General features: G+C 58.9%; 25 protein-coding genes and 1 tRNA gene. 7 read left to right on the top strand and 19 right to left on the bottom strand.

The genetic code is table 11. The features are described from left to right. Nucleotides 1–2 precede the first annotated feature (2 nt). The 5 genes from AACZ26_RS06700 to AACZ26_RS06680 are packed head-to-tail and all read left to right on the top strand — an operon-like array spanning nt 3 to nt 5670. On the top strand, nt 3–803 hold the full coding sequence (locus AACZ26_RS06700) for a hypothetical protein (RefSeq protein ID WP_339620130.1): 801 nt from the start codon (nt 3–5) through the stop codon (nt 801–803). Then, a complete protein-coding gene (locus AACZ26_RS06695; RefSeq protein ID WP_339620129.1) occupies nt 800–3103 on the top strand; it encodes an SDR family oxidoreductase in 2304 nt (767 codons plus the stop codon). Before AACZ26_RS06700 ends, AACZ26_RS06695 begins: the two co-directional genes overlap by 4 nt. Nucleotides 3104–3115: 12 nt before the next feature. Further along, nucleotides 3116–3910 carry a ferritin-like domain-containing protein gene (locus AACZ26_RS06690; protein WP_339620127.1) on the top strand — a complete coding sequence of 265 codons (795 nt, stop codon included), beginning with the start codon at nt 3116–3118 and terminating at the stop codon, nt 3908–3910. A gap of 56 nt (nt 3911–3966) precedes the next feature. Further along, nucleotides 3967–4461, top strand: coding sequence for a TrkA C-terminal domain-containing protein (locus tag AACZ26_RS06685; protein ID WP_339620125.1), 495 nt, complete (start codon nt 3967–3969; stop codon nt 4459–4461). A 9-nt stretch (nt 4462–4470) separates the two neighbouring features. After that, nucleotides 4471–5670 (top strand): cation:proton antiporter, encoded by a 1200-nt coding sequence (locus AACZ26_RS06680; protein WP_339620124.1) that lies wholly within the window; start codon nt 4471–4473, stop codon nt 5668–5670. Between the two features lie 46 nt (nt 5671–5716). Here AACZ26_RS06680 and AACZ26_RS06675 read toward each other — a convergent pair whose 3' ends face one another. From AACZ26_RS06675 to rplU, 14 genes are all read right to left on the bottom strand, one after another. Then, nucleotides 5717–7153 carry a DUF2130 domain-containing protein gene (locus AACZ26_RS06675; protein ID WP_339620123.1) on the bottom strand — a complete coding sequence of 479 codons (1437 nt, stop codon included), beginning with the start codon at nt 7151–7153 and terminating at the stop codon, nt 5717–5719. Nucleotides 7154–7308: 155 nt separating this feature from the next. Next, a tRNA-Ala gene (locus AACZ26_RS06670) sits at nt 7309–7385 on the bottom strand. A 188-nt stretch (nt 7386–7573) separates the two neighbouring features. Next, a complete protein-coding gene (locus tag AACZ26_RS06665) occupies nt 7574–8401 on the bottom strand; it encodes a MetQ/NlpA family ABC transporter substrate-binding protein (protein ID WP_339620122.1) in 828 nt (275 codons plus the stop codon). Nucleotides 8402–8473: 72 nt separating this feature from the next. Continuing rightward, complete coding sequence (locus tag AACZ26_RS06660; protein ID WP_339620121.1) at nt 8474–9175, bottom strand: methionine ABC transporter permease; 702 nt, start codon at nt 9173–9175, stop codon at nt 8474–8476. Continuing rightward, complete coding sequence (locus AACZ26_RS06655) at nt 9172–10161, bottom strand: ATP-binding cassette domain-containing protein (RefSeq protein ID WP_339620120.1); 990 nt, start codon at nt 10159–10161, stop codon at nt 9172–9174. The genes AACZ26_RS06660 and AACZ26_RS06655 overlap by 4 nt, the downstream gene beginning before the upstream one ends. A 120-nt stretch (nt 10162–10281) precedes the next feature. After that, complete coding sequence (gene rsfS, locus AACZ26_RS06650) at nt 10282–10677, bottom strand: ribosome silencing factor (protein ID WP_339620119.1); 396 nt, start codon at nt 10675–10677, stop codon at nt 10282–10284. 42 nt (nt 10678–10719) lie between these two features. Then, a complete protein-coding gene (locus AACZ26_RS06645) occupies nt 10720–12156 on the bottom strand; it encodes a hypothetical protein (protein ID WP_339620118.1) in 1437 nt (478 codons plus the stop codon). Next, nucleotides 12156–12758, bottom strand: a complete 603-nt coding sequence (nadD, locus tag AACZ26_RS06640; protein ID WP_339620117.1) for a nicotinate-nucleotide adenylyltransferase — start codon at nt 12756–12758, stop codon at nt 12156–12158. The genes AACZ26_RS06645 and nadD overlap by 1 nt, the downstream gene beginning before the upstream one ends. Before the next feature lie 9 nt (nt 12759–12767). Further along, nucleotides 12768–12962, bottom strand: a complete 195-nt coding sequence (locus AACZ26_RS06635; protein WP_339620116.1) for a hypothetical protein — start codon at nt 12960–12962, stop codon at nt 12768–12770. Between the two features lie 30 nt (nt 12963–12992). Further along, the gene (locus tag AACZ26_RS06630; RefSeq protein ID WP_339620115.1) at nt 12993–14261 is read right to left on the bottom strand and encodes a glutamate-5-semialdehyde dehydrogenase; all 1269 of its coding nucleotides are present in this window, start codon (nt 14259–14261) and stop codon (nt 12993–12995) included. Between the two features lie 39 nt (nt 14262–14300). Continuing rightward, nucleotides 14301–15098 (bottom strand): glutamate 5-kinase, encoded by a 798-nt coding sequence (proB, locus tag AACZ26_RS06625; protein ID WP_339620114.1) that lies wholly within the window; start codon nt 15096–15098, stop codon nt 14301–14303. Then, nucleotides 15091–16635, bottom strand: a complete 1545-nt coding sequence (gene obgE / locus AACZ26_RS06620; RefSeq protein ID WP_339620113.1) for a GTPase ObgE — start codon at nt 16633–16635, stop codon at nt 15091–15093. The genes proB and obgE overlap by 8 nt, the downstream gene beginning before the upstream one ends. 133 nt (nt 16636–16768) lie before the next feature. After that, nucleotides 16769–17020, bottom strand: a complete 252-nt coding sequence (gene rpmA / locus AACZ26_RS06615) for a 50S ribosomal protein L27 (RefSeq protein ID WP_100388745.1) — start codon at nt 17018–17020, stop codon at nt 16769–16771. 31 nt (nt 17021–17051) lie between these two features. Further along, nucleotides 17052–17360 (bottom strand): 50S ribosomal protein L21, encoded by a 309-nt coding sequence (gene rplU, locus AACZ26_RS06610; RefSeq protein ID WP_009772527.1) that lies wholly within the window; start codon nt 17358–17360, stop codon nt 17052–17054. A 315-nt stretch (nt 17361–17675) separates the two neighbouring features. Between rplU and AACZ26_RS06605 the strand changes: the two genes are divergently transcribed. After that, entirely contained in the window at nt 17676–17948 is a 273-nt protein-coding gene (locus tag AACZ26_RS06605) for a DUF4031 domain-containing protein (RefSeq protein WP_339620110.1), read from the top strand. Nucleotides 17949–18002: 54 nt separating this feature from the next. Here the strand turns inward: AACZ26_RS06605 and AACZ26_RS06600 are convergent, their stop codons facing one another. The 5 genes from AACZ26_RS06600 to AACZ26_RS06580 all read right to left on the bottom strand — a co-directional run bounded on the left by AACZ26_RS06600 (nt 18003) and on the right by AACZ26_RS06580 (nt 24000). Further along, complete coding sequence (locus AACZ26_RS06600; RefSeq protein ID WP_339620108.1) at nt 18003–19403, bottom strand: Ig-like domain-containing protein; 1401 nt, start codon at nt 19401–19403, stop codon at nt 18003–18005. Beyond that, on the bottom strand, nt 19384–20133 hold the full coding sequence (locus tag AACZ26_RS06595; RefSeq protein ID WP_339620106.1) for a TIGR03943 family putative permease subunit: 750 nt from the start codon (nt 20131–20133) through the stop codon (nt 19384–19386). The genes AACZ26_RS06600 and AACZ26_RS06595 overlap by 20 nt, the downstream gene beginning before the upstream one ends. Continuing rightward, on the bottom strand, nt 20123–20797 hold the full coding sequence (locus tag AACZ26_RS06590) for a permease (RefSeq protein WP_339620105.1): 675 nt from the start codon (nt 20795–20797) through the stop codon (nt 20123–20125). The genes AACZ26_RS06595 and AACZ26_RS06590 overlap by 11 nt, the downstream gene beginning before the upstream one ends. A 67-nt stretch (nt 20798–20864) precedes the next feature. After that, a complete protein-coding gene (locus tag AACZ26_RS06585; protein ID WP_339620104.1) occupies nt 20865–21179 on the bottom strand; it encodes a hypothetical protein in 315 nt (104 codons plus the stop codon). A gap of 49 nt (nt 21180–21228) precedes the next feature. After that, nucleotides 21229–24000 carry an Rne/Rng family ribonuclease gene (locus AACZ26_RS06580; RefSeq protein ID WP_339620103.1) on the bottom strand — a complete coding sequence of 924 codons (2772 nt, stop codon included), beginning with the start codon at nt 23998–24000 and terminating at the stop codon, nt 21229–21231. 327 nt (nt 24001–24327) lie between these two features. Between AACZ26_RS06580 and AACZ26_RS06575 the strand changes: the two genes are divergently transcribed. Beyond that, nucleotides 24328–24927, top strand: coding sequence for a vitamin K epoxide reductase family protein (locus AACZ26_RS06575; protein ID WP_339620101.1), 600 nt, complete (start codon nt 24328–24330; stop codon nt 24925–24927). The last annotated feature ends 44 nt before the right edge of the window (nt 24928–24971 follow it).

Below are 24971 nucleotides of genomic sequence, written 5' to 3'. Positions count from 1 at the left end.
CGATGTCCAAGAGTCTTGAGGTTGCTCTCGACGACATGTCGGTCCCCGCCGCGCATTTTGACGTGCGAGCGTATGCCGACTCAGCCCAAGCGAGCTATCGTGACGACCTCAATCTTGAGGCCTACGAAGCGGCGCCACTCACTCCAGAGACGCTGCGCACTTTGCGGTATCTCCAAGTGGTTGAACGGGGCACGATGACGCATTTGCGCAGTGTTCTCGTCACGGCTACTCACAAAGATTCGCGGGTTACCGCGTTCCTTATTACCTGGGCTTTCGAAAAGTATTGGATCGCTGATGCTCTCGACCAGATCATCCGCGCCCATGACGGAGCGGATGCCGATCGCGCCCCTTTTCGCACCCCGGTTGAGCGAACCATTCGTGAGTCCATCGTTGCCAACATTGTGGGACTCCCCATGATCGCGGTTCACACCTCTCTCGGCACGGTAGACGAGTGGCTCATGCAGGCCGCCTATCGCCGACTGGTCGAGCTTGACCCTCACGAGCAACTCACTGACACAGTCGGCCGCATTCTCGCCACGAAGGCGCGGCAGCTGGAGTTCTTCGAGGCACAGGCGCGTCACCGTCTTGCCGAATCAGTCCGTGCCCAAAAAGTCACCCGCAAACGACTCGCAAAGACGCCCTGGCCCATCGGTGCCCGCGCAGAACCGCGCACCAATACTCAGTTCTTCTTTGATTATCTTTTCAGCAGCGCACCAGAAACCATCCAGCACCTTGACGAACTCGTTGATTCCCTCGACGGGCAGACCAACCTCAACCTCATGACAAGGGCAGCCGCCGTATGACGACCATCACGCCCCTCACTAACGAACACGTCTTCCTCACCGGAGCTACAGGGTTCGTCGGTCAAGCCATTCTTGAGCGACTCCTGTCGAGCCACCCCGACACCCGTATCTCGATTTTGGTGCGAGGCAAAGGCTCAACTACCGGCGAAGGTCGACTGACCAATCTCATGCGCAAGCCTGTTTTCTCGCAGTGGATGGAGACGGTCGGCAAAGACGAAGCGCTCGCTCACGTCGCACGCCGTGTCACCGTGATTGAAGGCAGCCTCACGGATGTCGGCACCCTTCCCGATGACATCGATGTCGTCATCCACGGCGCTTCTACGGTCTCGTTCGATCCGCCCATCGACGAAGCGTTCGACACCAACGTGGGCGGAGCAACGGGCATCTACTCCGCTCTCTTGGCGAGCAAGTCGCGGCCGCACGTTGTGCACGTTTCGACTGCGTACGTTGGCGGCATCCGTAAGGGAATCGTTCCCGAAGCATCTCTCATTCACGATGTCGATTGGCGAGCTGAGTATGAGGCCGCGCGTACGGCACGCAGTCGTGTTGAGTTTGAATCGCGCCAGCCCGAAGCGCTGCGCGCTCAATTGACGGCAGCGAAGGCACGCCACGGTAAAGCCGGTCCGCAAGCTGTCGCACAGTTCACCGAGGCAGCTCGAGCAGAGTGGGTTCACGATCGACTCGTCGATTATGGCCGCATGCGCGCCGAGAGCCTCGGCTGGACCGATGTTTACACGCTCACTAAGGCCTTTGCCGAGCGTGTCGCCGAGGAGATGTGGGCGCAGGCGGGACACCGGCTTTCGGTTGTTCGACCGTCGATTATTGAGAGTGCGCTTCGGCATCCGTTCCCGGGGTGGATCGATGGTTTCAAAGTCGCCGACCCGCTGATTCTGGCGTACGGCCGGGGCCAATTACCCGATTTTCCTGGACTTCCCGACTCGGTGCTCGATGTCATCCCTGTTGACTTTGTGGTCAACGCCACTCTCGCGGCGGCCGCGACGAAGGCTGACCCTGCCGCTCCGAAGTATTACCACGTGAGCTCTGGCGCCAGTAATCCCCTGCCGTTCCACCGCATGTACGACAACGTTAACGCTTACTTCACGGCGAACCCATTGCCTGCCGAAGACGGCGAGATCAGCGTTCCACTCTGGCGATTCCCTGGCGGCCAGCGCGTTGAAAAGGCGCTCGTGAAGCGAGAGCGCCAGGCGGCACGAGCCGAGGGCGTTATCGCGAAGCTACCGACGACTCCGCGCACCAGGCGCTGGCTTGATGAGGTCAAGAGCGGCCAGCATCAACTTGAGGTGTTGCGCGGATTCACGAACCTGTATCGCGCGTACGTGCAGACCGAGATCATTTTCGACGATGCGAGCACTCGCGAGCTATTGGCCGCGCTGCCCGAGCAGACTGCCGAGAGCGCACGTTTCGACGTCACTGATATTCAGTGGGAAGACTACTTCCAGAAGGTTCATTTTCCCGCCATTACAACGCTCACGCGCGCGTTCGCGAACCGCCCAGCGGCGAAGGCACGCTCGGCAAAGAAGTTGCCCCAACGCACCGATGTTGTCGCTGTCTTTGACCTCGAAGGCACCGTGGTCGATTCCAACCTCGTCAAGCAGTACTTGCTGTTGTGGGGTGGAACGGTTCCCCGTTCCAAGGTCGTTCATGATCTCGCTGATTTCACGTTCTCGTTGCGTAAATACTTGCGCGCTGAGCGTCGTGACCGCGGCGAGTTCATCCGCACCTTCATGCGTCGCTACGAGGGCTTCAAGATCGCGGAAATCGAGCGGATGGTGCGCGGCAGCTTTGGTCGGGCCATGATGCGTCGCGTCATGCCGGATGCCTTGCGTCGCGTTCAGGAACATCGCGATGCCGGTCACCGCACCATTCTTGTGACAGGCACAATGGATCTCGTCGTGACCCCTTTCTTGCCGTACTTCGACGAGGTGATTGCCGGGCGCATGCACGAACGCAACGGTGTTCTCACGGGCTTCCTCGCAGATCCACCACTTGTTGATGAGGCGCGAGCAGCGTGGCTACTGCACTACGCCGACCAACACGGCTTCAACCTCAGCCAGTCCTACGGCTATGGCGATAGTCACGCCGACCTGCGGTGGCTCCAACTGCTCGGAAACGCTAACGCAGTGAACCCCGACGTCAACCTGTACAAGCACGCTCAAGAGAAGCGCTGGAATGTGCTCGACTGGAAGCGCCGCTCCCCCAACACCCGCATCCCGCGACCCCGCGCCGCGGCCGGTGCGAACACGGAAGGAGAGGAACAGAACTCGACACCGTCGAGCTAGTTCCCACACCTCATGGCATTTGATATTGATCGCTACACCTCCACCTCGAAGAAGGTGCAGTGGGGTGACCTCGACTTCACCGAGTTCGAGCGCACTCCGCTGCCCGACGCAACGCTACGAAGCTTGCGCTACATGGCGGATGTTGAGTACCACACGGTCTGCTACCTGCGCGACCTGCTCGTCACTCCCTCTCACAAAGAAGTGGACGTCAGCGCCTTCATGACGATGTGGAACCGAGAAGAGTTCTGGCACGGAGAAGCCCTCTCCAAAGTGCTCGGCGCTCACGATGTCACTCTCGACTATGACGAGCTCAAAGCCACTCGCCTCAAGCTCGGGTGGAAAGACCGCCTCGATCCCATCAAGCAATCGCTTCTCGGCAACGTGATCGGCAAAGACTTCATCGCCGTGCACATGATTTGGGGTGCCGCGAATGAGTGGTCGGCTGTTGCCGCGTACAACCGGCTTGCTGACATGGAAAAGCATCCGGTTCTGTCAGAACTGCTCCGCCGTATCGCGAAGCAAGAAGCCAGGCACGTGGCTTTCTATGCAACTCAAGCGCGCGAACGTTTAGCGAAGAGCAAGAAGGCTCAAGTGCTCGCCCGCTTCGCCCTAAAGGGCGCGTGGGGGCCTGTCGGTTCGAGCATTATGCCGGCCGAAGAAGTCACCCATGTGATGGGGCACCTCTTCTCGGGAGAGGAGGGTTTGCGCGAAATCCGCAAGCTCGATGAGCACATTTCTCGCATGCCGGGGCTCGAGGGTCTCACCATTGTCGAGACCTCCATGAAAAAGTATGGGGTTGCGGCGTAACAGGCGTAGGATTCTCGCTGGACTATTGGCCACTAGTGAATTGGTAAGTTGGAGCTGTGGGCGTAAGAATCGAACGAATTGACCTTCCTGGTTTTGGTGTACGCAATGACGTCATCACTGACTCCGGATGCCGCGTCAGCGTAGTTTCGCTGCGTTCGGGCGAGCGCGATCTCGCTTTCTTCAACGCGGATGACCCCGATTCGAATGCTGCGTCGATTTCGCTGACCGACGACGAAGCTTCCGCTATCGCTGAAGTTCTCGGTTCGTCACTGACGCTTAGCCGTTTGTCTGTTCTCGGAGAAAAGGCCGAGGGCCTCTTTACCGAGGAGATTTCTCTGCCTCGCGGTTCCGGCTTTGTCGGGCACCCTATGGGCGACATGAAAGCCCGCACTCTCACGGGTGCGTCGATCGTTGCGATCGCTCGTGACAATGATGTCATTGCGTCCCCTGGACCAGAAGTTGTGTATGAGTCCGGTGACGTGATCGTCGCTGTGGGCACTCGCAAGGGTCTTGACGCGCTGAGCAAGCTCATCAATAACGGCCCCAGCTAAGAGCCGCGTATGCATGAGACGACGCAGCTACTCATCGAGGTTGGCGCTCTCCTGCTCGTTCTGAGTCTCCTCGGCAGAGTTGCCGCGCGTTTCGGTTTCTCCGCGATCCCTCTCTACCTTCTTGCCGGTCTCGCCGTGGGCCATGGCGGTCTTCTTCCGCTTCAGGCGAGCGAAGAGTTCTTCGAAATTGGGTCTCAAATTGGCGTGATCCTGCTGCTCGCCATGTTGGGGCTCGAGTATTCCGCTGAAGAGCTTGTATCGAACCTCAAGACATCGCGCGTATCCGGAATCTTGGATGGCGTTTTCAACGCGCTTCCCGGCGCAGCCTTCGCCCTCTTGCTCGGCTGGGAACCTGTCGCTGTCGTCGCTCTCGCCGGCGTGACCTGGGTGTCATCATCCGGAGTTATCGCCAAAGTGGTGCGTGACCTCGGTCGACTCGGTAACCGCGAAACGCCCGTAGTGCTCTCCATTTTGGTGATGGAAGACCTCGCGATGGCCTTCTACCTGCCTGTCCTCTCGGCACTAGTCATCGGCGCTGGGTTAATGCAGGGTGCCATCACCGTCGCCGTTGCTGTCGCCGTCGTCGTCGTCATCCTCTACGTCGCTCTCAAGCATGGCCGTTTCTTGTCACGGCTCCTGCCCGACAAGAATGCCGAAGCCTTGCTCTTGGGCGTTGTCGGGCTCACGATGCTCGTTGCGGGGCTTGCCGAGCGCGTCAGTGTCTCCGCGGCTGTCGGCGCCTTCCTAGTTGGCATTGCGATCTCAGGACCGGTAGCTCACCAATCGGCTCAACTCATCACTCCCCTCCGTGACCTCTTCGCCGCCGTCTTCTTCGTGTTCTTCGGAATCTCCACGTCACCCGCCGACATCGTTCCCGTTCTTCTGCCGGCCCTCGCCCTCGCCGTCATCACGATCGCCACGAAGACGTTCTCAGGGTATCGGGCCGCCAAACGAGCAGGCATTGCCGTTGCGGGTCGATGGCGTACCGGTCTGGTGCTGACGCCACGAGGAGAGTTCTCGATCGTGATCGCCGGTCTCGCCGTCGGTGCCGGTGTCGAGCCGATGCTCGCACCGCTCGCTACCGCCTACGTACTGATCACCATCATTGCGGGCCCACTACTGGCTCGCGTTCCGGACACCGCGTGGTTCAAGGCGCGGGTGCGCAAGCCTAAGACTGCGCAGCCGCCGATGCCAGTTACGACCGCCTAGCAGGAGCTAAACCTGCTGTGCGTCGATTGCTGACCGCCCTAGACTCTTAATCGTTGCCGTCAGTCTTGTCGAGGTCTGCGAATTTCTCCGCCATCGTGGGGTTCCCTCGCGTGAGCTTCTTGATCGTCACGTCTTGAGCTTTGTCATTGGCGAGACGCAGGTTGCGGTTCGTGCCGAGCAAGGCATCCTTGGTCTTTTGCAGGTGATCGATCGACTTGTCGATCTCATCAATCGCGGTCTGAAACTTGCGCGAGGCCAGATCGAAGTTTCGCGCGAAGCCCGACTTGAAGGAATCCAATTCTTCTTCAAAGTTCGTCACGTCGATACTCTGCGCTTTCACTAGCGCGAGCTCGTTCTTGTAGGTGAGCGAGTTGAGCGCCGCGTTACGAAGTACCGTGATGATCGGAATAAAGAACTGTGGACGCACCACGTACATCTTCGGGTAGCGATGCGAAACATCCACAATTCCAGAGTTATAGAGCTCGCTTTCGGGCTCAAGCAGCGAAACCAACACCGCGTACTCGCAGCCCTTTTCGTTGCGGTCTTTATCGAGCTCTTTCAAGAAGTCCTCGTTGCGCTTCTTGGTGGCCGTTGTGTCGGCTTCGTTCTTCATTTCGAACATGATCGACACGATTTCGGTGCCCGAGTCATCCGCTTCTTTGAAGATGTAGTCGCCTTTGCTACCGCTTCGCGCGTCATTGTCCTTCTCGAAGTACGCTCGCGGGAAGGCGGTTGCCCGGATCTGGTTGAAGGTCGTTTCGCAGTGGATCTCGAGCGTCTCACCAATCATCTTGGTGGAGAGTCGTGCCTTCATGTCGCGCAGTCGCTCAATCGCATCATCGCGATCTTTGAGCTGCGTTTCGTATTTGTCTTTCATTGACGTCTCGACGAGCTTCATCTCCAGCTCAACACGCTCGAGAGTGCCTTTGAGTCCGTCGCGTTCCTTCTCCACAGCGCCTACCGCCGCCGAAAGTGCCAGCTGCTGCTCCGAACTGGCGGCCTGAAGCTTCGACTTCAGGGACTGGATTTCGGCTTCCTTGTCGGCGGTTGCCTTCTGCAGTTCATTAACCCGTTTAGCTTCGGCCAGATCGGCCGCGGCCTGGCGCTCCCGCTGAGTCTTCTCGAGTTCATTCGCCAGGGCGTCGCGCTCGGCCTGCACAGAGCTGAGCGCTTCGGAGACAGCGAGCTTCTGGGCAACGGCGCCGGCATCCAGCTGTGACTTCAGTTCTTGGATCGCCGCATCCTTCTTCGAGGCTTCCGCCTGCAGCTCGCGCGCCACCTTCGCCTCGGCGAGCTCAATCTCGGCCTTCTTGGTGGCTTCTGCCGACTGAAGCCGTTCGTGCAGTTCGCTCTCGAACTCACGGTCGCGAATCTGCTTGACGATGTCGGCATAGCCTGCCTCATCGATAGTGAACGCTTTGCCACAGTGTGGGCAGGTGACTTCGTGCATCGGCGAGTAGTCCATTCGTCTCAACGTTCGCATGGTTGCGCTTCGGGCCCCGGCTGCGGTCCGCTGCGCGCTCCAGATCGTTCTCGATCAGGCTAACGGCTGAGCGGATGCCGTGGGAGTTGCCGCACGGCATCCAGCACCGGCCGACAACGAAAAAGCCCCGCAACCTTGACGATTGCGGGGCTAGATGGTGGATCCAAGGGGATTCGAACCCCTGACCCCCTGCATGCCATGCAGGTGCGCTACCGGGCTGCGCCATGGACCCATCTGTTTTGTTTTCTTGCGGAAAACGCAACTTGTCAAGATTACTACACCCTCAGCGCATCCAACACCATCTGAGCGATTGAGTGCCGAATCTTGGCGAAATTTTTCGAAAACAAAGGGCGGCCAGCATCCAAGTGGATGATGACCGCCCTACGTTCACCTCAGCGAACGGCGATGTGCCCGAGTCGACTAGGAGACGGGGATAACGAGTCCCTTGTAGAAGTCGTTGATGTACGCCTTCGTCTCGTCAGAGGTCAACAGTTCGTAGAGCTTGAGCACGCGGGGGTCGCTCTTGAGTTCATCACGCGTGGCAAGGATGTTGTAGTACGAGCTCGTGGTTCCTTCGGTAACCAGCTGCAGGTCACCCGAGAGGCCAGCGGCGCCAGCGTAGTTGAAGTTCACGATCGCGGCGTCCTGGTCATCGAGAGCCGACGGCAGGCTCGCTGCATCGATCTCAATGAAGTTGTAGTCGTTCGGGTTAGCGGTGATGTCGGCAATGGTTGACGGTGCGTCGGTCGTCTCGATGAGTCCGGCATCCGCCAACAGCAGAAGGGCACGGCCCTCGTTGCTCGCATCGTTCGGCAACGCAATGTTGGCGCCATCGGGCAGGTCAGCGAGCTCATCAACCGTCTTGGAGTACAGCGCCAGCGGCGGGAGGTACACCTGGCCGACAACAGCGAGGTTGTCGCCCGTGTTCTCGTTGTAGAGGTCAAGGAACGGCGCGTGCTGGAACAGGTTGACGTCGAGGCTGCCCTCGCTCAGAGCGGGGTTCGGCGTCGTGTAGTCGGTGAACTCCACGATTTCGAGGTCGAGACCGGCTGCTTCAGCCTGTCCGCTGTCGATAACGTACTGAACGATTTCGCCAGCAGGCGTTGCCGTCGCACCGACGGTCAGCGAACCGAGCGTGCCATCGGTCGGTGCAGCCTCTTCGGCAGGAGCGGAGCATCCGGCCAGCGTTAGGGCGAGCACACCAGCGGCGGCAACGGTAGAGAGCGAGAAGAACTTAGAGCGTGACATAACGAATCCTTTGGTGAAGGGTGAAACAGGTGGGATAAAAGAGAACTACGTGGGGGTGAGCCGCCGACAGAGTCAGCGGTGAGACATTCGGTTGGCCAGGCGCGCGCCGACCACTTGAACGATCTGCACAATCGCCACCAACACGATGATGACCGCGACAATATGGATGACGCTGTAGCGCTGGTGACCGTAGCGAATAGCAACATCGCCCAGTCCTCCACCGCCAATCGCACCCACGATTGCCGAGTAGTTCACAATCGACACCACTGTCGTTGTAAAGCCACGGATGAGGCCAGGAACCGCCTCAGGAATGATTACTTTTGACACCAGTTGCCACCGTGTCGCGCCCAGCGAGTGCCCTGCTTCGACGAGTCCTTCGTTCACTTCGCGCAGCGAGATCTCAACAATGCGTGCATAGAACGGAATCGCTGCAACCGTCAGCGGCACGATAGCCGCGGTTACGCCGAACGCCGAACCAAGAAGCAGGCGGGTGAAAGGGATGAGCGCAATCATCAAAATAATGAAAGGAATAGAGCGGCCCAAGTTCACGACGGTTTGCGTCACGGCGTTGATGATGCGCCCGGCGACCCGGCTGCCGAACGGTCGCTCGAGGATGCCGCCACGGTCGGTGACGACAAGAAGGGTTCCGAGCGCGAGGCCCAGCACGAGCGTAATGAGCATCGTGACGCCCACTTGGTACAGGGTCTCCCCCGTGGCCTTAAGGAGCGTCTCGAAGAGCTGCGGCCAGAAGCCGGGAGCAGTGGAATCGATCATCGTCCGCTCCTCACAATCTCAACGACAAGGCCTTGAGCCCGAAGGTCATTGATCGCTGCCTCGTTCGCCTCAACGCTTCCGGGCAGTTCAAGGCGTGTGCGACCCGATTGAGCGCCGCCGATCGTCTCCATCGCGGCTCCGAGAAGCCCCACGTCGATCTGATGGGTTCGCGCTAATTGGGCCACGACAGGACGCGCAGACGACAACCCGACAAAGGTCACATCAATCACGGTGGAGTTGCCCTCAGGAAGTTCCCCAAGAGGGAAGAGCCCACGAGCAAGCTGCGAGCCTGGCTGTGTCAGCAAGTCGACCAAACGGCCCTGCTCGAGAATGCGGCCCCCACTCATGAGCGCTGCGGAGTCGCAGATGCTCTTCACGACGTCCATTTCGTGGGTAATCAGAAGAATCGTGAGACCGAGTTCCTTATTGATGCTGCGCAGCAACTGGAGTATCGAGTCGGTCGTCTCAGGGTCAAGCGCACTCGTTGCTTCATCGCTCAACAGCACTCGTGGGCGAGACGCCAGCGCTCGGGCTATGCCCACCCTCTGCTTCTGGCCGCCAGAAAGTTGAGCCGGGTATTGCTGAGCTTTCTGCTCAAGCCCGACAAGTTCAAGAATTTCGTTGGTGCGAGTCGTGCGCTGGCGGCGATCGACACCAACAACTTCGAGGGCAAGCTCAACATTTCCTCGAACGGTGCGGCTGTCGAGCAGATTGAACTGCTGAAAGACCATCCCGATCTCACGTCGCGCCTGAAGAAGCTCGCGATCGTTGAGCCGAGTGAGTTCGCGGTCTCCAACAGAGACCAAGCCAGAGTCGGGTCGTTCAAGAAGATTGACTGTACGGATGAGCGTGCTCTTGCCCGCACCGCTTTGGCCGATAACGCCGAAGATCTCCCCGCTCGCTACCGACAGACTGACGTCGTCGAGTGCGCGAACCGGATTCGCGGCGTCGCCAAAAGTCTTGGTGACAGAACTAAGCGTGATCATGAAACCCCAGTGTGAGAAGGTAACTCGAGATGAGTGACCCCGGGGTCTAACTGCCCGGCTTGCTCAAGCACATCACTTCAACGCAGCCCGACAAAATTGGGTTACGTTGTGTGAAGTTTGTTACAGAGAGTCGCTCTCGACGTCGTCGCGTGCAGGCTGCTCAATAGTGATCGGAATCACCGGGCAGTCGCTCCAGAGGCGTTCGAGCGAGTAGTACAGGCGGTCTTCTTCGTGGAAGATGTGCGCAACAACGTGACCGAAGTCGAGAAGAATCCAGCGACCTTCTGCACGCCCTTCGCGGCGCAGCGGCTTGGCGCCGGCTGCGATCATCTTCTCTTCGATCTCGGACGCGATTGACTGAACGTTACGTTCGTTGCGACCGGTCGCAAGGAAAAAAATGTCGGCGTAAGGCATGGGTCCGGTGACGTCCAGGGCAACCATGTCGGTCGCCTGCTTGGAGTCAGCGGCGTGCGCGACGATGGAAAGTAGCTCGTTGGCACGAGGAGAAGCAGTCACAGGATCCTTAATCGGAAAATAGCTGGTGGCAAACAGTTAAATCTACAACATGTTGAAGGCGAACGCTGCCACGAGAAGCCCCGCGACAACGACAGCCATTGACGCTGCCGAGATGAGCAACACCGTTAATGCGCGGGTGCCCTTCGGCTTCTGCGTCTGCGTCACAGACTGATTGGAAAAAGTGCTCACGGCTCGTACCGCGCGCACGGGGGCTGAATCTGTCGACACCATATCGCTGTCGTTGAGATCCAGAAGCGAATCGATATCGCCACGGTCGAATCGATCGGACACACCACTAGCCGAAAGCGTGCTCGGAAGATCAATCGACCCCGTGAGCATCGGCTCACCGCTCGAATTGAGCGGACCGCGGATGTCTGTCGCGAACGGAATCGCCGGCAAGACTAACGCGTTGGTCGCGGTGCTGCCGCTACCGATGGTCCTGGTGACAATTGCGTCGTTAGGCTCATCAGCCGCGTTGGCTTGAGTCGACCAATGCCCCGCTGAGAGTCCAGAAGAAAAATTACTTGCTTCAGGGTTGGCGGTCACGGCTGAAGCCGCAGTGATATCTCCATCAAGGCGCTTACGGGAAAGCTCATCAAACTCTGCGCGAGCGTCGCTCAGTGTGGTTTGACTTGACGCGGCCGAATCCGAGGCGTCTACAGAATCCTGCTCGTCTGCTCCTTGATCCGACGACGCGACGGACGTGGAGTCTGCAGCAGGCGACTCCGGCTCACTTGGCTCAGGTTCGAGCCCAAGAAGGCCTTCAATTGTCGGACGCTCAAATTGTGCGGGCGCTGGTGACGATGTGGAGGCCGGCGAGGAAGTGGGTGCCGGAAGATCTGCAGCGAAAGACCGAGCAGACGCGGCCGGTGCCGGAAGATCCGCGAGCGGTGATCGTGGCGCTGCGGAAGCAGGTGGAGTGGCAGCGTTTGAGTCGGGAGCCGCGAGAAGCGACTCGAATGCGCTGAGAGCGTCAAGAGGGGCGGAGCCAGAAGCCGCTTCCGGAACTACCGCGAGAGGATCGACGAGAGCCGGTGGCTCGACGTAAAGCTGTGCGTCAGGAGCGAAAGACAGCTCATCAACAGTTTTCGCCGGCTTGGGCAGAGCACTCGCGGCCGCGGGGGCCTCTTCAGCGCGTTCTTCGGAGACTTCAACTCCACGACTCGCCGCTTCTTCTCGCGCACGCATCTCACGCAATTCCCGACGCGTCATCGGCTGCTCGGAGCCAGCGTTCGCGCTGGGTCGCGTCACAGTGGGCTCAGCGCTACGTGACTCTGAACCTGTCTCTGCCGCTTCAGCATTGGGCACAACAAATGCGGAAGAATTACGGTCGTCAGCAGCCGAGCTCTGCTCGTTCTCTGCGTTCGCGGGGAAGGTAGTGAATCCTTCTGTCGCAGGCTGCTCGTCTGACGTGTGCTCGCGCTCACTCTGACGCGCCGCACGGCGCGACTGCGGCGGCGGATCGTTAAAAGTGGTCATTAAGAACTCCGATACAAGTGGTGCTTGGCGATGTACTGCACGACACCATCCGGAACCAGATACCAGACCGGGTAACCCCGACTGACCCTGTTTCGGCAATCGGTGGATGAGATCGCAAGCGCCGGCACTTCTAGCGAGCTTACGCCTTGCTCCGGTAATCCGCTAATGGTTAAGGCATGTCCTGGCCGTGAAACTGCTATGAAATGGGCAAGAGTCCAAACCTCGGCGACGTCTTTCCACTCCATGATTTGGGCCACGGCATCCGCACCGGTGATGAAGAAAAGGTCGGCATCAGGGTAGGCCTTGCGCATGTCACGAAGGGTGTCGATTGTGTATGTGGCGCCTTCGCGCTCAAGGTCGACGCGGCTGACGTTGAATCCCGGGTTCGCGGCTGTCGCGATTACCGTCATCAGGTAACGGTGCTCCCCCAGCGTGACGGTATCTTTCATCCACGGTTTGCCGGTGGGAACGAATACAACCTCATCGAGATTGAACTGGATCTGGGCCTCGCTGGCCGCCACAAGGTGACCATTATGGATGGGATCGAACGTGCCACCCATGATGCCGATGCGTGCGCGCCGCGGCGCCGTTTCGGCGGTCATAAAGAAGCCTTAGTGGCCTGCGCCGTGGGCGTCGCCAGCCTTGGCAGGCTTCGGGTCTTGACGGTTGGCAACGTCACGGAAGCTCCATGTGACGAACGCAAGCGTCGTAAAGACGACTGCTGCGATAATCGGAAAAGCGTACACCGGCAACACGAGAGGTGCGAGCTCTTCGCTCGACGCAAGAACGTTCAAAAAAATCGACATCAGATCTCCATTCACAAAACCGATAACAGTCTACCCGCGCACCTGACCGCTTCCGCGCACAACCCACTTTGTGCTGGTCAGTTCTGGCAAACCCATCGGGCCGCGCGCATGGAGCTTCTGAGTGGAGATGCCCACTTCAGCGCCAAAACCAAACTCCGCGCCATCCGTAAATCGGGTTGACGCGTTCACCATCACGACCGCCGAATCGACCTCAGCCAAGAAACGATCGGCATTCGCCAAGTCGTTCGTGATGATCGACTCAGTGTGCTTCGTCGAGTAAGTGTCAATGTGGTGGATGGCAGCATCAAGGTCAGGAACGACCCTCACCGCGACATCCAAACTCAAGTGCTCAATCGACCACGCGTCATCTGACGCTGGTTCAGCGGCCGGGAAGAGCTCACGCGTTCGTTCATCGGCGTGGATAGTCACCCCTGAATCGGCCAGACGAGCTAAGACCGCCGGGATCAAACGCTCAGCGGCGCTTTCGTGCACGAGCAAAGTCTCGAGGGCGTTACACACACTGGGGCGTTGCACTTTGGCGTTGTGCACAATCTCGACAGCGGTCGCTTCGTCAGCGGACTCATCTAAGAAGATATGAACAATGCCCGCACCTGTCTCAATCACGGGAACCGTGGATTCATTCACGACGGTCTGGATGAGTTGGGCACTGCCGCGCGGGATAAGCACGTCAACAAAACCGCGGGCCTGCATGAGCGCCTTCGCGCCCTCTCGACCAAATTCATCCACGGTCTGCACTGCAGCAGGGTCGATTCCGACGCTGGAAAGTGCCGACTGAATCACCTCAACAAGCACACGGTTGGAGTCTTCTGCGGCAGAGCCTCCGCGCAAGACCACCGCATTGCCGCTCTTGAGGGCGAGAGCAGCAATATCGATCGTGACGTTCGGGCGCGCTTCATAGATTGCGCCAATCACACCGAAAGGAACTCTGGTCTGCGCAACGGAAAGACCGTTCGGCAGCACCGAACCCCTCACGACGGTGCCGACAGGGTCGGCGAGTTCCACGATCTCCGCGACAGCCTCAGCGAGCTGCGCGATTCTTTCGGGGGTGAGACGCAAACGGTCTTGAAGACCAACCGTCATCCCGTTGTCTTGGCCACGCTGCAGATCGAGCGCGTTCGCTTCAACAATTCGTTCAGCGTGAGCAAGCACTCCTGCCGCGATGGCCTCGAGGGCAGCATTTTTCTGCACTGTAGTGGCGGTCGCAAGGCTGCGTGACGCCGCACGCGCAGCGTGCAACTTGTCGTCAATAGAGAGTGCGGTAACTGCCGAATCAACCATAGTCAGAGTGTAGCGGCGCCGAGCCGACGCGAGAGAACGTTACAGAGCGGAAGAATCGGCTTCGAACCAGGTGCCGATTTCTTCGCCTGAAAGCGCTGCAGCGACGCTTCCTGTTTCGGCGAGAAGAACCGGAATTCCGGCCGCAGCAGCGTGCTTCGCGGCCGCAACTTTGGTGCCCGCTCCCCCGGTTCCCACGCCGGCCGCACCGATGTCTCCAAAAGTGACATCGCTGAGGTCGTTGCTGAACGGAACGTAGGCAATTCGCTCGGCACCCGGTTCAGACGGCGGTTTCGTATACAGCGCGTCGATGTCTGAGAGCAACACAAGCACATCCGCTCGGACAAGAACCGAAACGAGGGCTGCGAGACGATCGTTGTCGCCGAATCGGATCTCGTGAGTCGCCACCGTGTCATTTTCATTGACGATGGGCAAGATCTTGAGCCCCAACAACCGTTCTAGGGCACGTTGCGCGTTGCTGTGGTGGGTGGGGTTTTCCATGTCCCCCGCCGTCAGCAGAATCTGGGCTGCGACCACGCCGTAGCGGTCAAAACTCTCTTGATAGCGATAGATGAGCACATTTTGGCCCACGGCAGCCGCGGCCTGCTGAGTCGCCAAGTCGGTCGGACGGCTATCGAGCTTGAGGAAGGGGATGCCCGTCGCAATTGCACCGGAGGACACAAGGATGACTTCAGAACCAGCCGCATGGGCCGAGACCAAAGCATCGACAAGCGCCCCGATCTGCCCCACGTTGGCACCGCTCACCGACGATGAGCCGACTTTGACAACGATGCGGCGCGCACGAGGAATCTCGGCACGCACGGTGGGCTTGTTAGTCACGATCCTCTGTCTCATCGTCGCGTTGAATAGCGAAACCTTCGTCGTCGCGCCACACGCCGGCTTCGCGCTCTGATTCGAGCTCAGCGCGGGCTGCAGCCTTTGCATCCATGCGCTCGAGGTAGTTGCGGCGACGACTGCGGTTAGTTTCACGCGGGTTGTCATCGAGTCGAGGGTCAGTACCACGCGGGGCAACGATCAATTCGGCCGCCGAAGAAAGTGTGGGCTCCCAGTCGAAGACAACGCCTCCGCCAGCACCGATAATGACGGTCGAGCCAGGCACAGCACCCGACTTGAAGAGTTCATCTTCCACACCGAGGCGAGCAAGGCGATCAGCCAAGTAGCCCACGGCTTCTTCGTTGACGAAATCGGTTTGAGCAACCCAGCGTTCGGGCTTTTCTCCGACAACGCGATACACATTGCCGTAGGTGCCACCCTCAACCTTGACAACAAAGTCCTTGGCGTTCACCGCGCGCGGGCGGAGAACGATGCGTTCCTTGACCGGCTCGGAGTTCTGAGCTTCACGCTCGGCAACGACGAGAGCGGCAAGAGCGAAGGAAAGCTCCCGCAGACCGTGACGCGATACGGCAGAAACTTCGAACACGCGGTAGCCGCGTTCTTCGAGCTCAGCCTTCACGAGGTTAGCGAGATCGTTTCCATCAGGAACGTCTACCTTGTTGAGCGCGATGATTTGCTCACGCTCAAGAAGCGGCTTTTGGCCTTCAGGCACGGGATACGCTGCGAGCTCCCCCAGAATAATGTCGAGGTCGCTAATCGGATCACGGCCAGGCTCGAGCGTGGCGCAGTCAAGAACGTGCAGGAGAGCCGTGCAACGCTCAACGTGACGCAAGAACTCGAGGCCGAGCCCCTTGCCCTCGCTAGCGCCCTCAATAAGCCCAGGAACGTCAGCGATCGTGTACCGGATCTCCCCAGACTCCACGACACCGAGGTTCGGGTGAAGGGTTGTGAAGGGATAGTCGGCAATCTTAGGCTTCGCTGCGCTCATCGCAGCAATGAGGCTGGACTTGCCCGCTGACGGGTAGCCAACAAGAGCCACGTCGGCCACGGTCTTGAGTTCAAGGAAAATGTCACCTTGAAAACCGGGAGTTCCGAGCAGAGCGAATCCAGGCGCCTTGCGCTTGGTGGATGACAGAGCGGCGTTACCGAGGCCACCTTGGCCTCCGGGAGCAACGACAAGTCGCATTCCCGGCGCATCCATGTCAATGAGCACTTCGCCATCACCGTCACGAACAACGGTGCCTACCGGAACAGGAAGAATCAGTTCAGCGCCCGCGGTGCCTGCCTTGAGGTCACCCTGACCGGGCTGACCGTGCTGCGACTTGCGGTGCGGTGAACGATGGTAGTTGAGGAGGGTTGTCACCTGTGGGTCACTGACGAGGACGATGTCGCCACCGTCGCCGCCCTTGCCGCCGTCAGGTCCAGCGAGAGGCTTGAACTTCTCGCGCTTGACTGACACACAACCATTGCCACCGTGGCCTGCCACGAGGTGAAGAGTTACCTGATCGACGAACGATGCCACGATGGTTCCTCCTGTTCTCGTGAGCTACTGAAAATCTTGTACTGCGATCTTAAATGGCGAGAGCGAGCCGAAGCTCGCTCTTCGCTTTTACGTTGCCTGCCTGCAGGAAACGCGGAGTTTATGTCGCGGAAAGTTACGCGGAAACGATGTTGACGACCTTGCGGCCGCCCTTTGCACCGAACTGAACTGCGCCCGCTGCGAGAGCGAACAGGGTGTCGTCGCCGCCACGACCGACGTTAACGCCGGGGTGGAAGTGGGTGCCGCGCTGGCGAACGATGATCTCGCCGGCGAGAACCTCTTGGCCGCCGAAGCGCTTTACGCCGAGGCGCTGCGCGTTGGAGTCACGACCGTTACGGGTGGAGCTTGCGCCCTTTTTATGTGCCATCTGTCTAGAAGTCCTTTACGTCCGTCAGCAGTTACTTGATGCTGGTGATCTTGATGCGGGTCAGTTCTTGACGGTGACCCTGGCGAACCTTGTAGCCGGTCTTGTTCTTGAACTTCTGGATAACGATCTTGGGACCGCGCTCGTCGTTCAATACCTCAGCGACAACCTTGATCTTCTCAAGCGCCTTAGCGTCGTGAGTGATCTTGTCGCCGTCAACGAACAGAACTGGAGCGAGCTCAACATTGCCGTTCTTGTCGGCTGCGATGCGGTCGAGAACGACAATCGTGCCGACCTCTACCTTCTCCTGCCGCCCACCGGCGCGCACAACTGCGTAAACCACTTTTGACCCTTACTTAACGATTGAATAGCTAGAACTACTGAAGCTTGTGGCGATCTCTGCGGGCTTTGCCCAGCACACGCCAAGGATCAACGATACTCGACGTGGGCACTCCCGGTCAAACGACACGCTGCGGTAGCTTTCGACTGAATCAATCATGATCTTGACCCGACGAAAACGAGAACGTGTACACCAACATTGGTAACGATCTCGGAGATCGAAACCACAACTCGGGTGCAGCGGGTTCAATAGTACGCCGCTAACGTGCACCGGGTCAAAACCTCAGCCTCCTGATTTGCCGTCAATTAGGCTCAAGACATGACCGTGTTGATTGACCAGCCGATGTGGCCCGCGCACGATACCGTGTGGGCACACATCGTCAGCGACACATCACTCGACGAACTCCACGAGTTTGCCCAGCGTGCCGGTATTCCTCGCCGAGGCTTCGACCTCGACCACTACGACGTTCCGGCTCGAATGTGGAACGAGCTGGTAGCGCTCGGCGCAGAGCCTGTCGGGGTTCGAGAGTTCGTTCGTCGCCTCGAAGCCAGCGGCCTCCGTATTGCACAAAGGGATCGCCCTCAGCACTAGCCCCGCGTGCTATCTCTATCGACCCGCAGATGAGGCGGCGCCGAGTGGATCGTTCTAACGCCAAACTGCCTCAAAACCCTCCATGCTGCGCGTGACAGCGCCAGTGGCGATCTCTACCAGATAAGTAGTGACGCTCTGCGGCCTCGGGTTCATGACGTATTCGTCAGAGTCGAATTCCGACACATTCGGTTGCACCTCGACCGCAACAAACTGGTTGTTCGGCGAGACCCGAAAATCAAGAATGGCACCCTTGTCGTCTACCGTTTGGTAGAGGATGCGCGACTCATCGCCATCGTCAAAAGCAAGAATGCTGCTGAACGAAGCACCGCTCTCCCCCACCAGAACCATCTTCGCCACTAGATTTCCTGCGGCATCCGCATCGGTCTGTCCGATGAATGGCTGTTCACCGTTGATACGAGATGGATGCAAGCGAACTTCCGTGCCATCCGACAGCGTTACCGCGGCGCTTCCTCGCGTGTCATTCACGACCACCCTTGATCCGTCTGCAGAAACACGATCGAACTCAAAGTAGCCGCCAAGGGGCACCACCAAACCTGTAGTCGTGTCGACCCTCACCAGAGTGCTCTCAGTGGTAATCGCGACAATCGTTGTCGAGCCAGGCACGAATTGCCAACCCACAACACGCATCGGCTCGCCGTCTAGTCCAGTGACGGCAACGACATCACGACCGCGATCGAGATCAACGGTGTAAAGCGTGTGAGAAATCGCCGCGATCGGCCCCGGATCGTCACTCGAGATCGTGAAGCCCAACAGCGCCCCCGAGCGCGTGGCATCGAGATCAGCGACCTCGCCCACTTCAGGCAGCAGCACTTGTTCGCTCACCCCGGTATCCGGATTGGCCAGCATGAGCGTTCCCGTGCGATCGGCTGCTGCTGTAGCGAACGCCACAACATCTCCAACGGGAACAAACTCTTGGATGCCTTCGCCCGCAAACACCACTGAACGTTCTTGTGATGACATGCCCGTTCGAATGATCTCGTCGTTCGGCACGCCGCGATCAAGGTAGTAGAGCTCAGGCTCCCCTGTCGTGAATGAATAGCTCAGCGTCGTCTCGGGCCCGCCCGAAGGGCTCACAACGCCCTCCACTGTCACCGTGTAATCCGTGTTGTAGTCAAGCGGCTGCTCAAATTGCACCGAGACAAGATCGCCATCGCTCGACGCCGTCGCTTCAGCAGCGGGCTCCACGCTCACCGCCGCAGAGTCGACCGGCGCGATCGACTGATTCACAAACAGTCGCAACGTCTGGTCAGTCGACGTTACAACGGCATCCGCATCGACCTGCGCACTCGAAAGCTTGGGCCCCTGAAGGTACCCCAAGGCGAGAAAAACCCCGCAGAGCACAAGCAGCGCCGCAACAGTCCAGCCGAAAGTGCGACGGAACGAACGCGAACTGCGAGCCTCTACTGGTGGCGGACTAATAGAGATATGGCTCACTTGGCCGCTCCACTGCAGTCATCGTCTCAGGAACAAGAACAAGCGGCAGATCACTGCGCGAACTCGGGTTGGTTTCGAACGAACCCGTGACCTCTACCCACGAATCAACCTCAAACTCGTTTTGCCAATCAGGCGCGTACACCGCGACTCCTGTGGGTTGCGCGTCAACAGCGCAGCACGTGACAGTAAACCTCGATAGATAGAAGATATTGCTCGGATCCTCGTCACTCGCCGTGATGAAGCCCACAACATCCGCGGTCTTATTGGCATAGAAGCTCGGGTCGCTCGTCTGACGAAGCAGCGATGACCAGTCGACGACCGTGAAACTCGCAATCAATTCATCATCGGCGTTGGCAACTTCATCAACGTTCTGACTGTCACTGCCCACCGTGGAACCGACGATGTCACGTTGGCTAGCTGTGGCACTCGACAGCGTTGCCGGAGGCACCACAACAAGAGTGAGCGCAACAGCCCCAGAAAGTAGAAGCGCGACCCCGCCGACTATTCGAGACCAACCGCGCGGTGTCTCTGATTCTTCGGTATTGGCGGGCCGCACGGTCACGCTCAGAACGCCGAGAACGAGTGCGATCACCGCCATTACAACCGTGAACACGACATAACGCGGATGGATATAGAGAACGAGCTGCTGAGTAACGGCAAGCCAGACCGTGGCGCACACCGCAACCAAGATCAGGATGACGCCCCACCAGCGTTGGAGGCTAGGCCACATAGTTAATCACCAACCCAATCAATGCGCTCATCAGGGCAACGACAAGAGAGAGTTGCACGAGCACCTTAGCCGTGAATGTTGTGCGCATGATCGCCAGCATCTTGATGTCGATGATCGGGCCAAACACAAGGAACGTCACGATAGAACCCGGCATGAACGTGCTCGCAAAAGGAAGAATGAAGAACGCATCCACGCTAGAGCACACGGAAATCACGAAGGCGAGCAACATCATCGCGAGAATCGACCACAGCGGGTTGCTGCCGAGAGAAACCAGAACATCCCGGGGAACCGCAACCTGAATCGCACCCGCGATCAGCGAGCCGATAAACACCGCTGGCATCAAGACGCTTGATTCACGCATGAAAATATCGAGGCTCTTCTCGGAACGAGACTGCCGGTGCTCGTGAGAACCTGCGGCACATTGGGCTGCAAACCTGTCGGTGAGCAAAGAAGTGGGTTGCGGGTGCAGGCTGAATAGCCAGCCCACAATGTTGGCGATTGCCAAACCGCCCAGAATTCGACCGACAAGGATGCCGTCATCGAATCCGAAAGCCTGATGCGTCGTAACGATCGTGATCGGATTAATGATCGGCGCGGCAAGCAAGAACGTCATCGACTCAGGTACCGAGAAGCCCTTCAGCACGAGGCCTCGCGCCAGCGGCACATTGCCACATTCACAGACCGGAAGCGCAATGCCGAAAAGGGAGATCGCTGCCCTGCGCAGGACCGGCCTATGCGGCAGGTACCCGCATGAGCAAATCGTCCGGGAGCCATGCCTGGACCACGATCGACAGCACGATTCCAAGAACCACGAACGGAAGCGACTCGATAATGACGCTCGTCGAGAGAGTCAAAAGATCTGCAGAGAGACCCGGAATGCTGAGCGAACTCTGCTCGCCTGTGAAGGTGCGAAGCCCCAAAAGCCCGGCAACGCCTACCGTTCCTATGGCTAGCCAGAGCCAACGACGAGGCGATTGCCGAGGTCGGCGAGGTCGATGATCATGATGATGATGATCATCGACGCTCGCTGGCACAGTGGTAGTCACGAAACAACCCTACAAACTCGAAACTCTGAAAGTGCCGAGCCTCACAGTTTTACTTCTCGTCGCCGGGAGTGGCGTTGACGATCTTGCCTTGGCTGCTTGCGCGGCGGGAGCCACGAGCGCGACCGTGACCAGCCTGCTTCGGCTCGGGAAGAGCTTCGAGAACCGAACCAAGAATTTGCTCGGCATCGTGCGTGCTGATCTTCGGAGCCGCATTCTCCGTCTTAGTGATCGGGATATCGAGAATTGCGACCGCAGGCTCGTCAGCGGGGACCTCAACAGCTGCAACTTGCTCTGCATCCTGCGACTGTGGAACTGACTGTCTGCCGCTCTTGCTCCGACGTGACTTCTTCGGTTCAGGGGCCGATTCCTTCGGGCTCTCGACGGTCGGTGTCGACGTTGCAGTATTCGCTGCTGTGTCGGCAGCAGGGGCATCCGGACCAATTTCATTGATCGGCACGACCGTGCTTGCTGCGACGCGGGCGAGCGCGTTGCGAACGTCTTCAGTGATGGCGTGAGTACCGTTGCTCGAACCTGATGCGGGCGTAGCGGCAGTCTTTCCGGAACCGTTAGAGTGCTGAGCACTCGATCCGCCGTTGCCGCCACCAGCGGAACTGGAACTCGCGGAGCCGTTGTTGTTCGAACCGCCAGAGTTGTTGTTTCCACCGCGGTTGCGTCCGCGACGCCCACCGCCCGATTGTTCATTCTGTGTCGGTTGCGAACGGTGCTTTGACACGGGGTCGTGATGAACAATCACGCCGCGGCCAGCACACACTTCACAGTTCTCGCTGAAGGTTTCGAGCAGGCCAAGGCCCAACTTCTTACGCGTCATCTGAACGAGACCGAGCGACGTGACTTCGGCCACCTGATGCTTCGTGCGGTCACGACTCAAGCACTCAACGAGGCGACGCAACACGAGATCGCGGTTTGACTCCAGGACCATATCGATGAAGTCGACAACGATGATTCCACCAATGTCGCGCAGACGCAGCTGACGAACAATCTCTTCAGCAGCCTCAACGTTGTTCTTCGTGACGGTCTCTTCGAGGTTTCCACCGGAGCCCACGAACTTGCCCGTATTGACGTCAACAACCGTCATTGCTTCGGTGCGGTCAATTACGAGCGAACCGCCCGAGGGCAGCCAGACCTTGCGGTCGAGAGCCTTCTCGATCTGCTCCGAAACGCGGTACTCCTCGAAGGAGTCAACCGAACCCTCGTGTGCCTGAAGGCGATCAACGAGGTCAGGGGCAACCGAACGAACGTAATTCTCGATCGTCTTGCGAGCATCGCTACCCTCAATGACGAGCTTGTGGAAGTCTTCGTTGAAGACGTCACGGATGATCTTGATCAGCAGATCCGGCTCGGAGTGCAGCAGTGCCGGTGCCTGAGCTTTTTCGACCTGGGTGCTGATGTCTGACCACTGCTCGGTCAATCGGCTGACGTCGAGGGTGAGCTGCTCTTCCGTTGCGCCTTCAGCCGCGGTGCGCACAATGACGCCGACGTTCTCAGGCAAGACACCCTTCAGGATCTTCTTGAGGCGTGAACGCTCGGTGTCGGGCAACTTGCGGCTAATGCCACTCATCGAACCGTTCGGAACATAAACGAGGTAACGGCCAGGCAAAGAAACCTGGCTCGTGAGTCGAGCACCCTTGTGCCCGACCGGGTCTTTTGTGACCTGAACGAGCACGCGGTCGCCGGGCTTGAGGGCGAGCTCAATACGACGAGCTTGGGGCTTGCCATCCGCGGAATTCTCCGCCGCGGCATCCCAATCAACTTCACCCGAGTAGAGCACAGCGTTGCGGCCACGCCCGATGTCGACGAATGCTGCCTCCATGCTCGGCAAAACGTTCTGGACGCGACCGAGGTACACGTTGCCAATGAGGCTGGCGTCTTGAGCCTTAGCGACATAGTGCTCAACCAAAACACCGTCTTCAAGAACAGCAATCTGGATGCGGTCAAACTTAGAACGAACCACCATCACGCGGTCTACGCTTTCGCGGCGCGCAAGGAACTCGCTCTCGGTCACCACGGGACGGCGACGACCAGCATCGCGGCCATCGCGACGGCGTTGCTTTTTAGCTTCGAGTCGCGTGGATCCCTTAACCCGGGTCGGCTCGTTGCTCGGCTCAGCCTGCTTGCGCGGCTGGCGCACTCGAACAACAGTGTTGGGCGACTCGTCGCCGGGGCGAGCTTCTTCGCCGGAACGGCGACGCGAACGACGACGCACGTTGCCTGCTTCGTCGCTGTTGCCGTTGTCACGACCGTCGCTATCGCGAGGATCGGCGTTGGAGTCGTTTCGCGAACGAGGCGCCCGCGCCGGCAAATCGGGAAGGTCAGGAGCTTGGAAAAGTAGCGACGTCGTGGACGCTGGCACGAGGGGCGCAATTGCAGCCGCCTTGTCAGCCTTCGCTGCCTCCCCCGAAGCCTTCTTCGGTGCCGGGCTCTTGCGCGCACGCGACCGGGAAGGTGAACCAGAATCAGCCTTTTGATCTGCCTTGGCTGCGGGAGTGTCTGCTGAATCTGAGGTCGTCGAATCGGCCTTCATGCCGGTAACGGCATCCGGAACCTCTAGCCCCAAATGCTGGCTCGCGGTCTTCGCAGCAGGACGCTGGGACGACTTCGCCGCACGAGGCTCACGCGCTGCGGCAGACGACTGCTCGCCTAGCGCTTCTGCGGCGGCCGGAGCCTTCGCTGCTGCGGGGGTCTCTGCCGGAGGCGTCTGCGCCACAGGCTTCTCTACCGCTGCTTTGGATGACGGAAGAATTCGGCCAAATAGGCCCTTTTTCTTCGGAATATCTTTCGACTTATCGCTTTCATTCACCATTGCTGGTGTACTCCTTGCCCTTGTAGGCGACCGCGCCACCCACCGGGTACTCTCTCGTGCGCTATTCCCCCACCAAACCTATGGTTCGGGAACCGCTACTAATTCTTCAGGTCCTGCAACGGGCTCGTGGCTCACGCTGCAGTTGTGCTCTCTCACAGCACTTCGGAACTGGCTATCCGACTCACGCAACAGCGTTGCGCAACTGGTCCGGTCGCTATGCCCGGGAAGACTTCTTGGTGTCGTTCCGAGCGCGGCTCGGAATAACTACGGTTCATTATCGCACGCATTCTCAGAAAATGAGCCTGACGCGCATGCGATAATCCCAGCATGACTGCATCCGGTGTTCGCAATAGGCCCATCGCCCTCGCCATATTTCTTATCTTCGCCGGACTTGTCGGGCTGTGGGCCTCGTTCCAGCTGATGCTCGAGAAGATTCATGTCTTCGAAAACCCGGATGCTGCACTGAGTTGTGATTTCAGCATCGTGGTTCAGTGTTTGGCGAATTTGCAGTCTCAACAGGGCGCCGTGCTTGGATTCCCTAATCCCATTATCGGACTCATCGCGTTTACCGCTCCGCTCGTCGTCGGAGCTGCGATCTTGGCCGACGCACGATTCAACGCGTGGTTCTGGGTAGTCTTCAACGTCGGCGTCGCTGCGGGCTTCGGATTCATTCTGTGGCTGTCCTACCAGAGCATTTTCAATCTGGGCACGCTGTGCATTTGGTGCATGACCGTCTGGTCCGTGATGATCCCGATGTTCTGGGCCGTAACCCTCCGCAACCTTAAAGTCGGCGCCATTCCCGCACCGCGCAGTATTCGCAAGGCTGCCAGTGCGGCCTACAGCTGGGTTCCCGTCATTTCGATCATCGGTTACATCATCATCGCTGTGGTCGCTCAAGTACGCCTCGATGTTTTGAGCTACCTCTAAAACATATTCCCTGCGGGGAACACAACAATGGCGGGAGCCTGACG

It is taken from the genome of uncultured Salinibacterium sp. (assembly GCF_963974405.1).
Taxonomy (GTDB): domain Bacteria; phylum Actinomycetota; class Actinomycetes; order Actinomycetales; family Microbacteriaceae; genus Rhodoglobus.
Note: the sequence above shows the minus strand (reverse complement) of the source record. Positions and strands in the feature narration are given on the sequence as shown.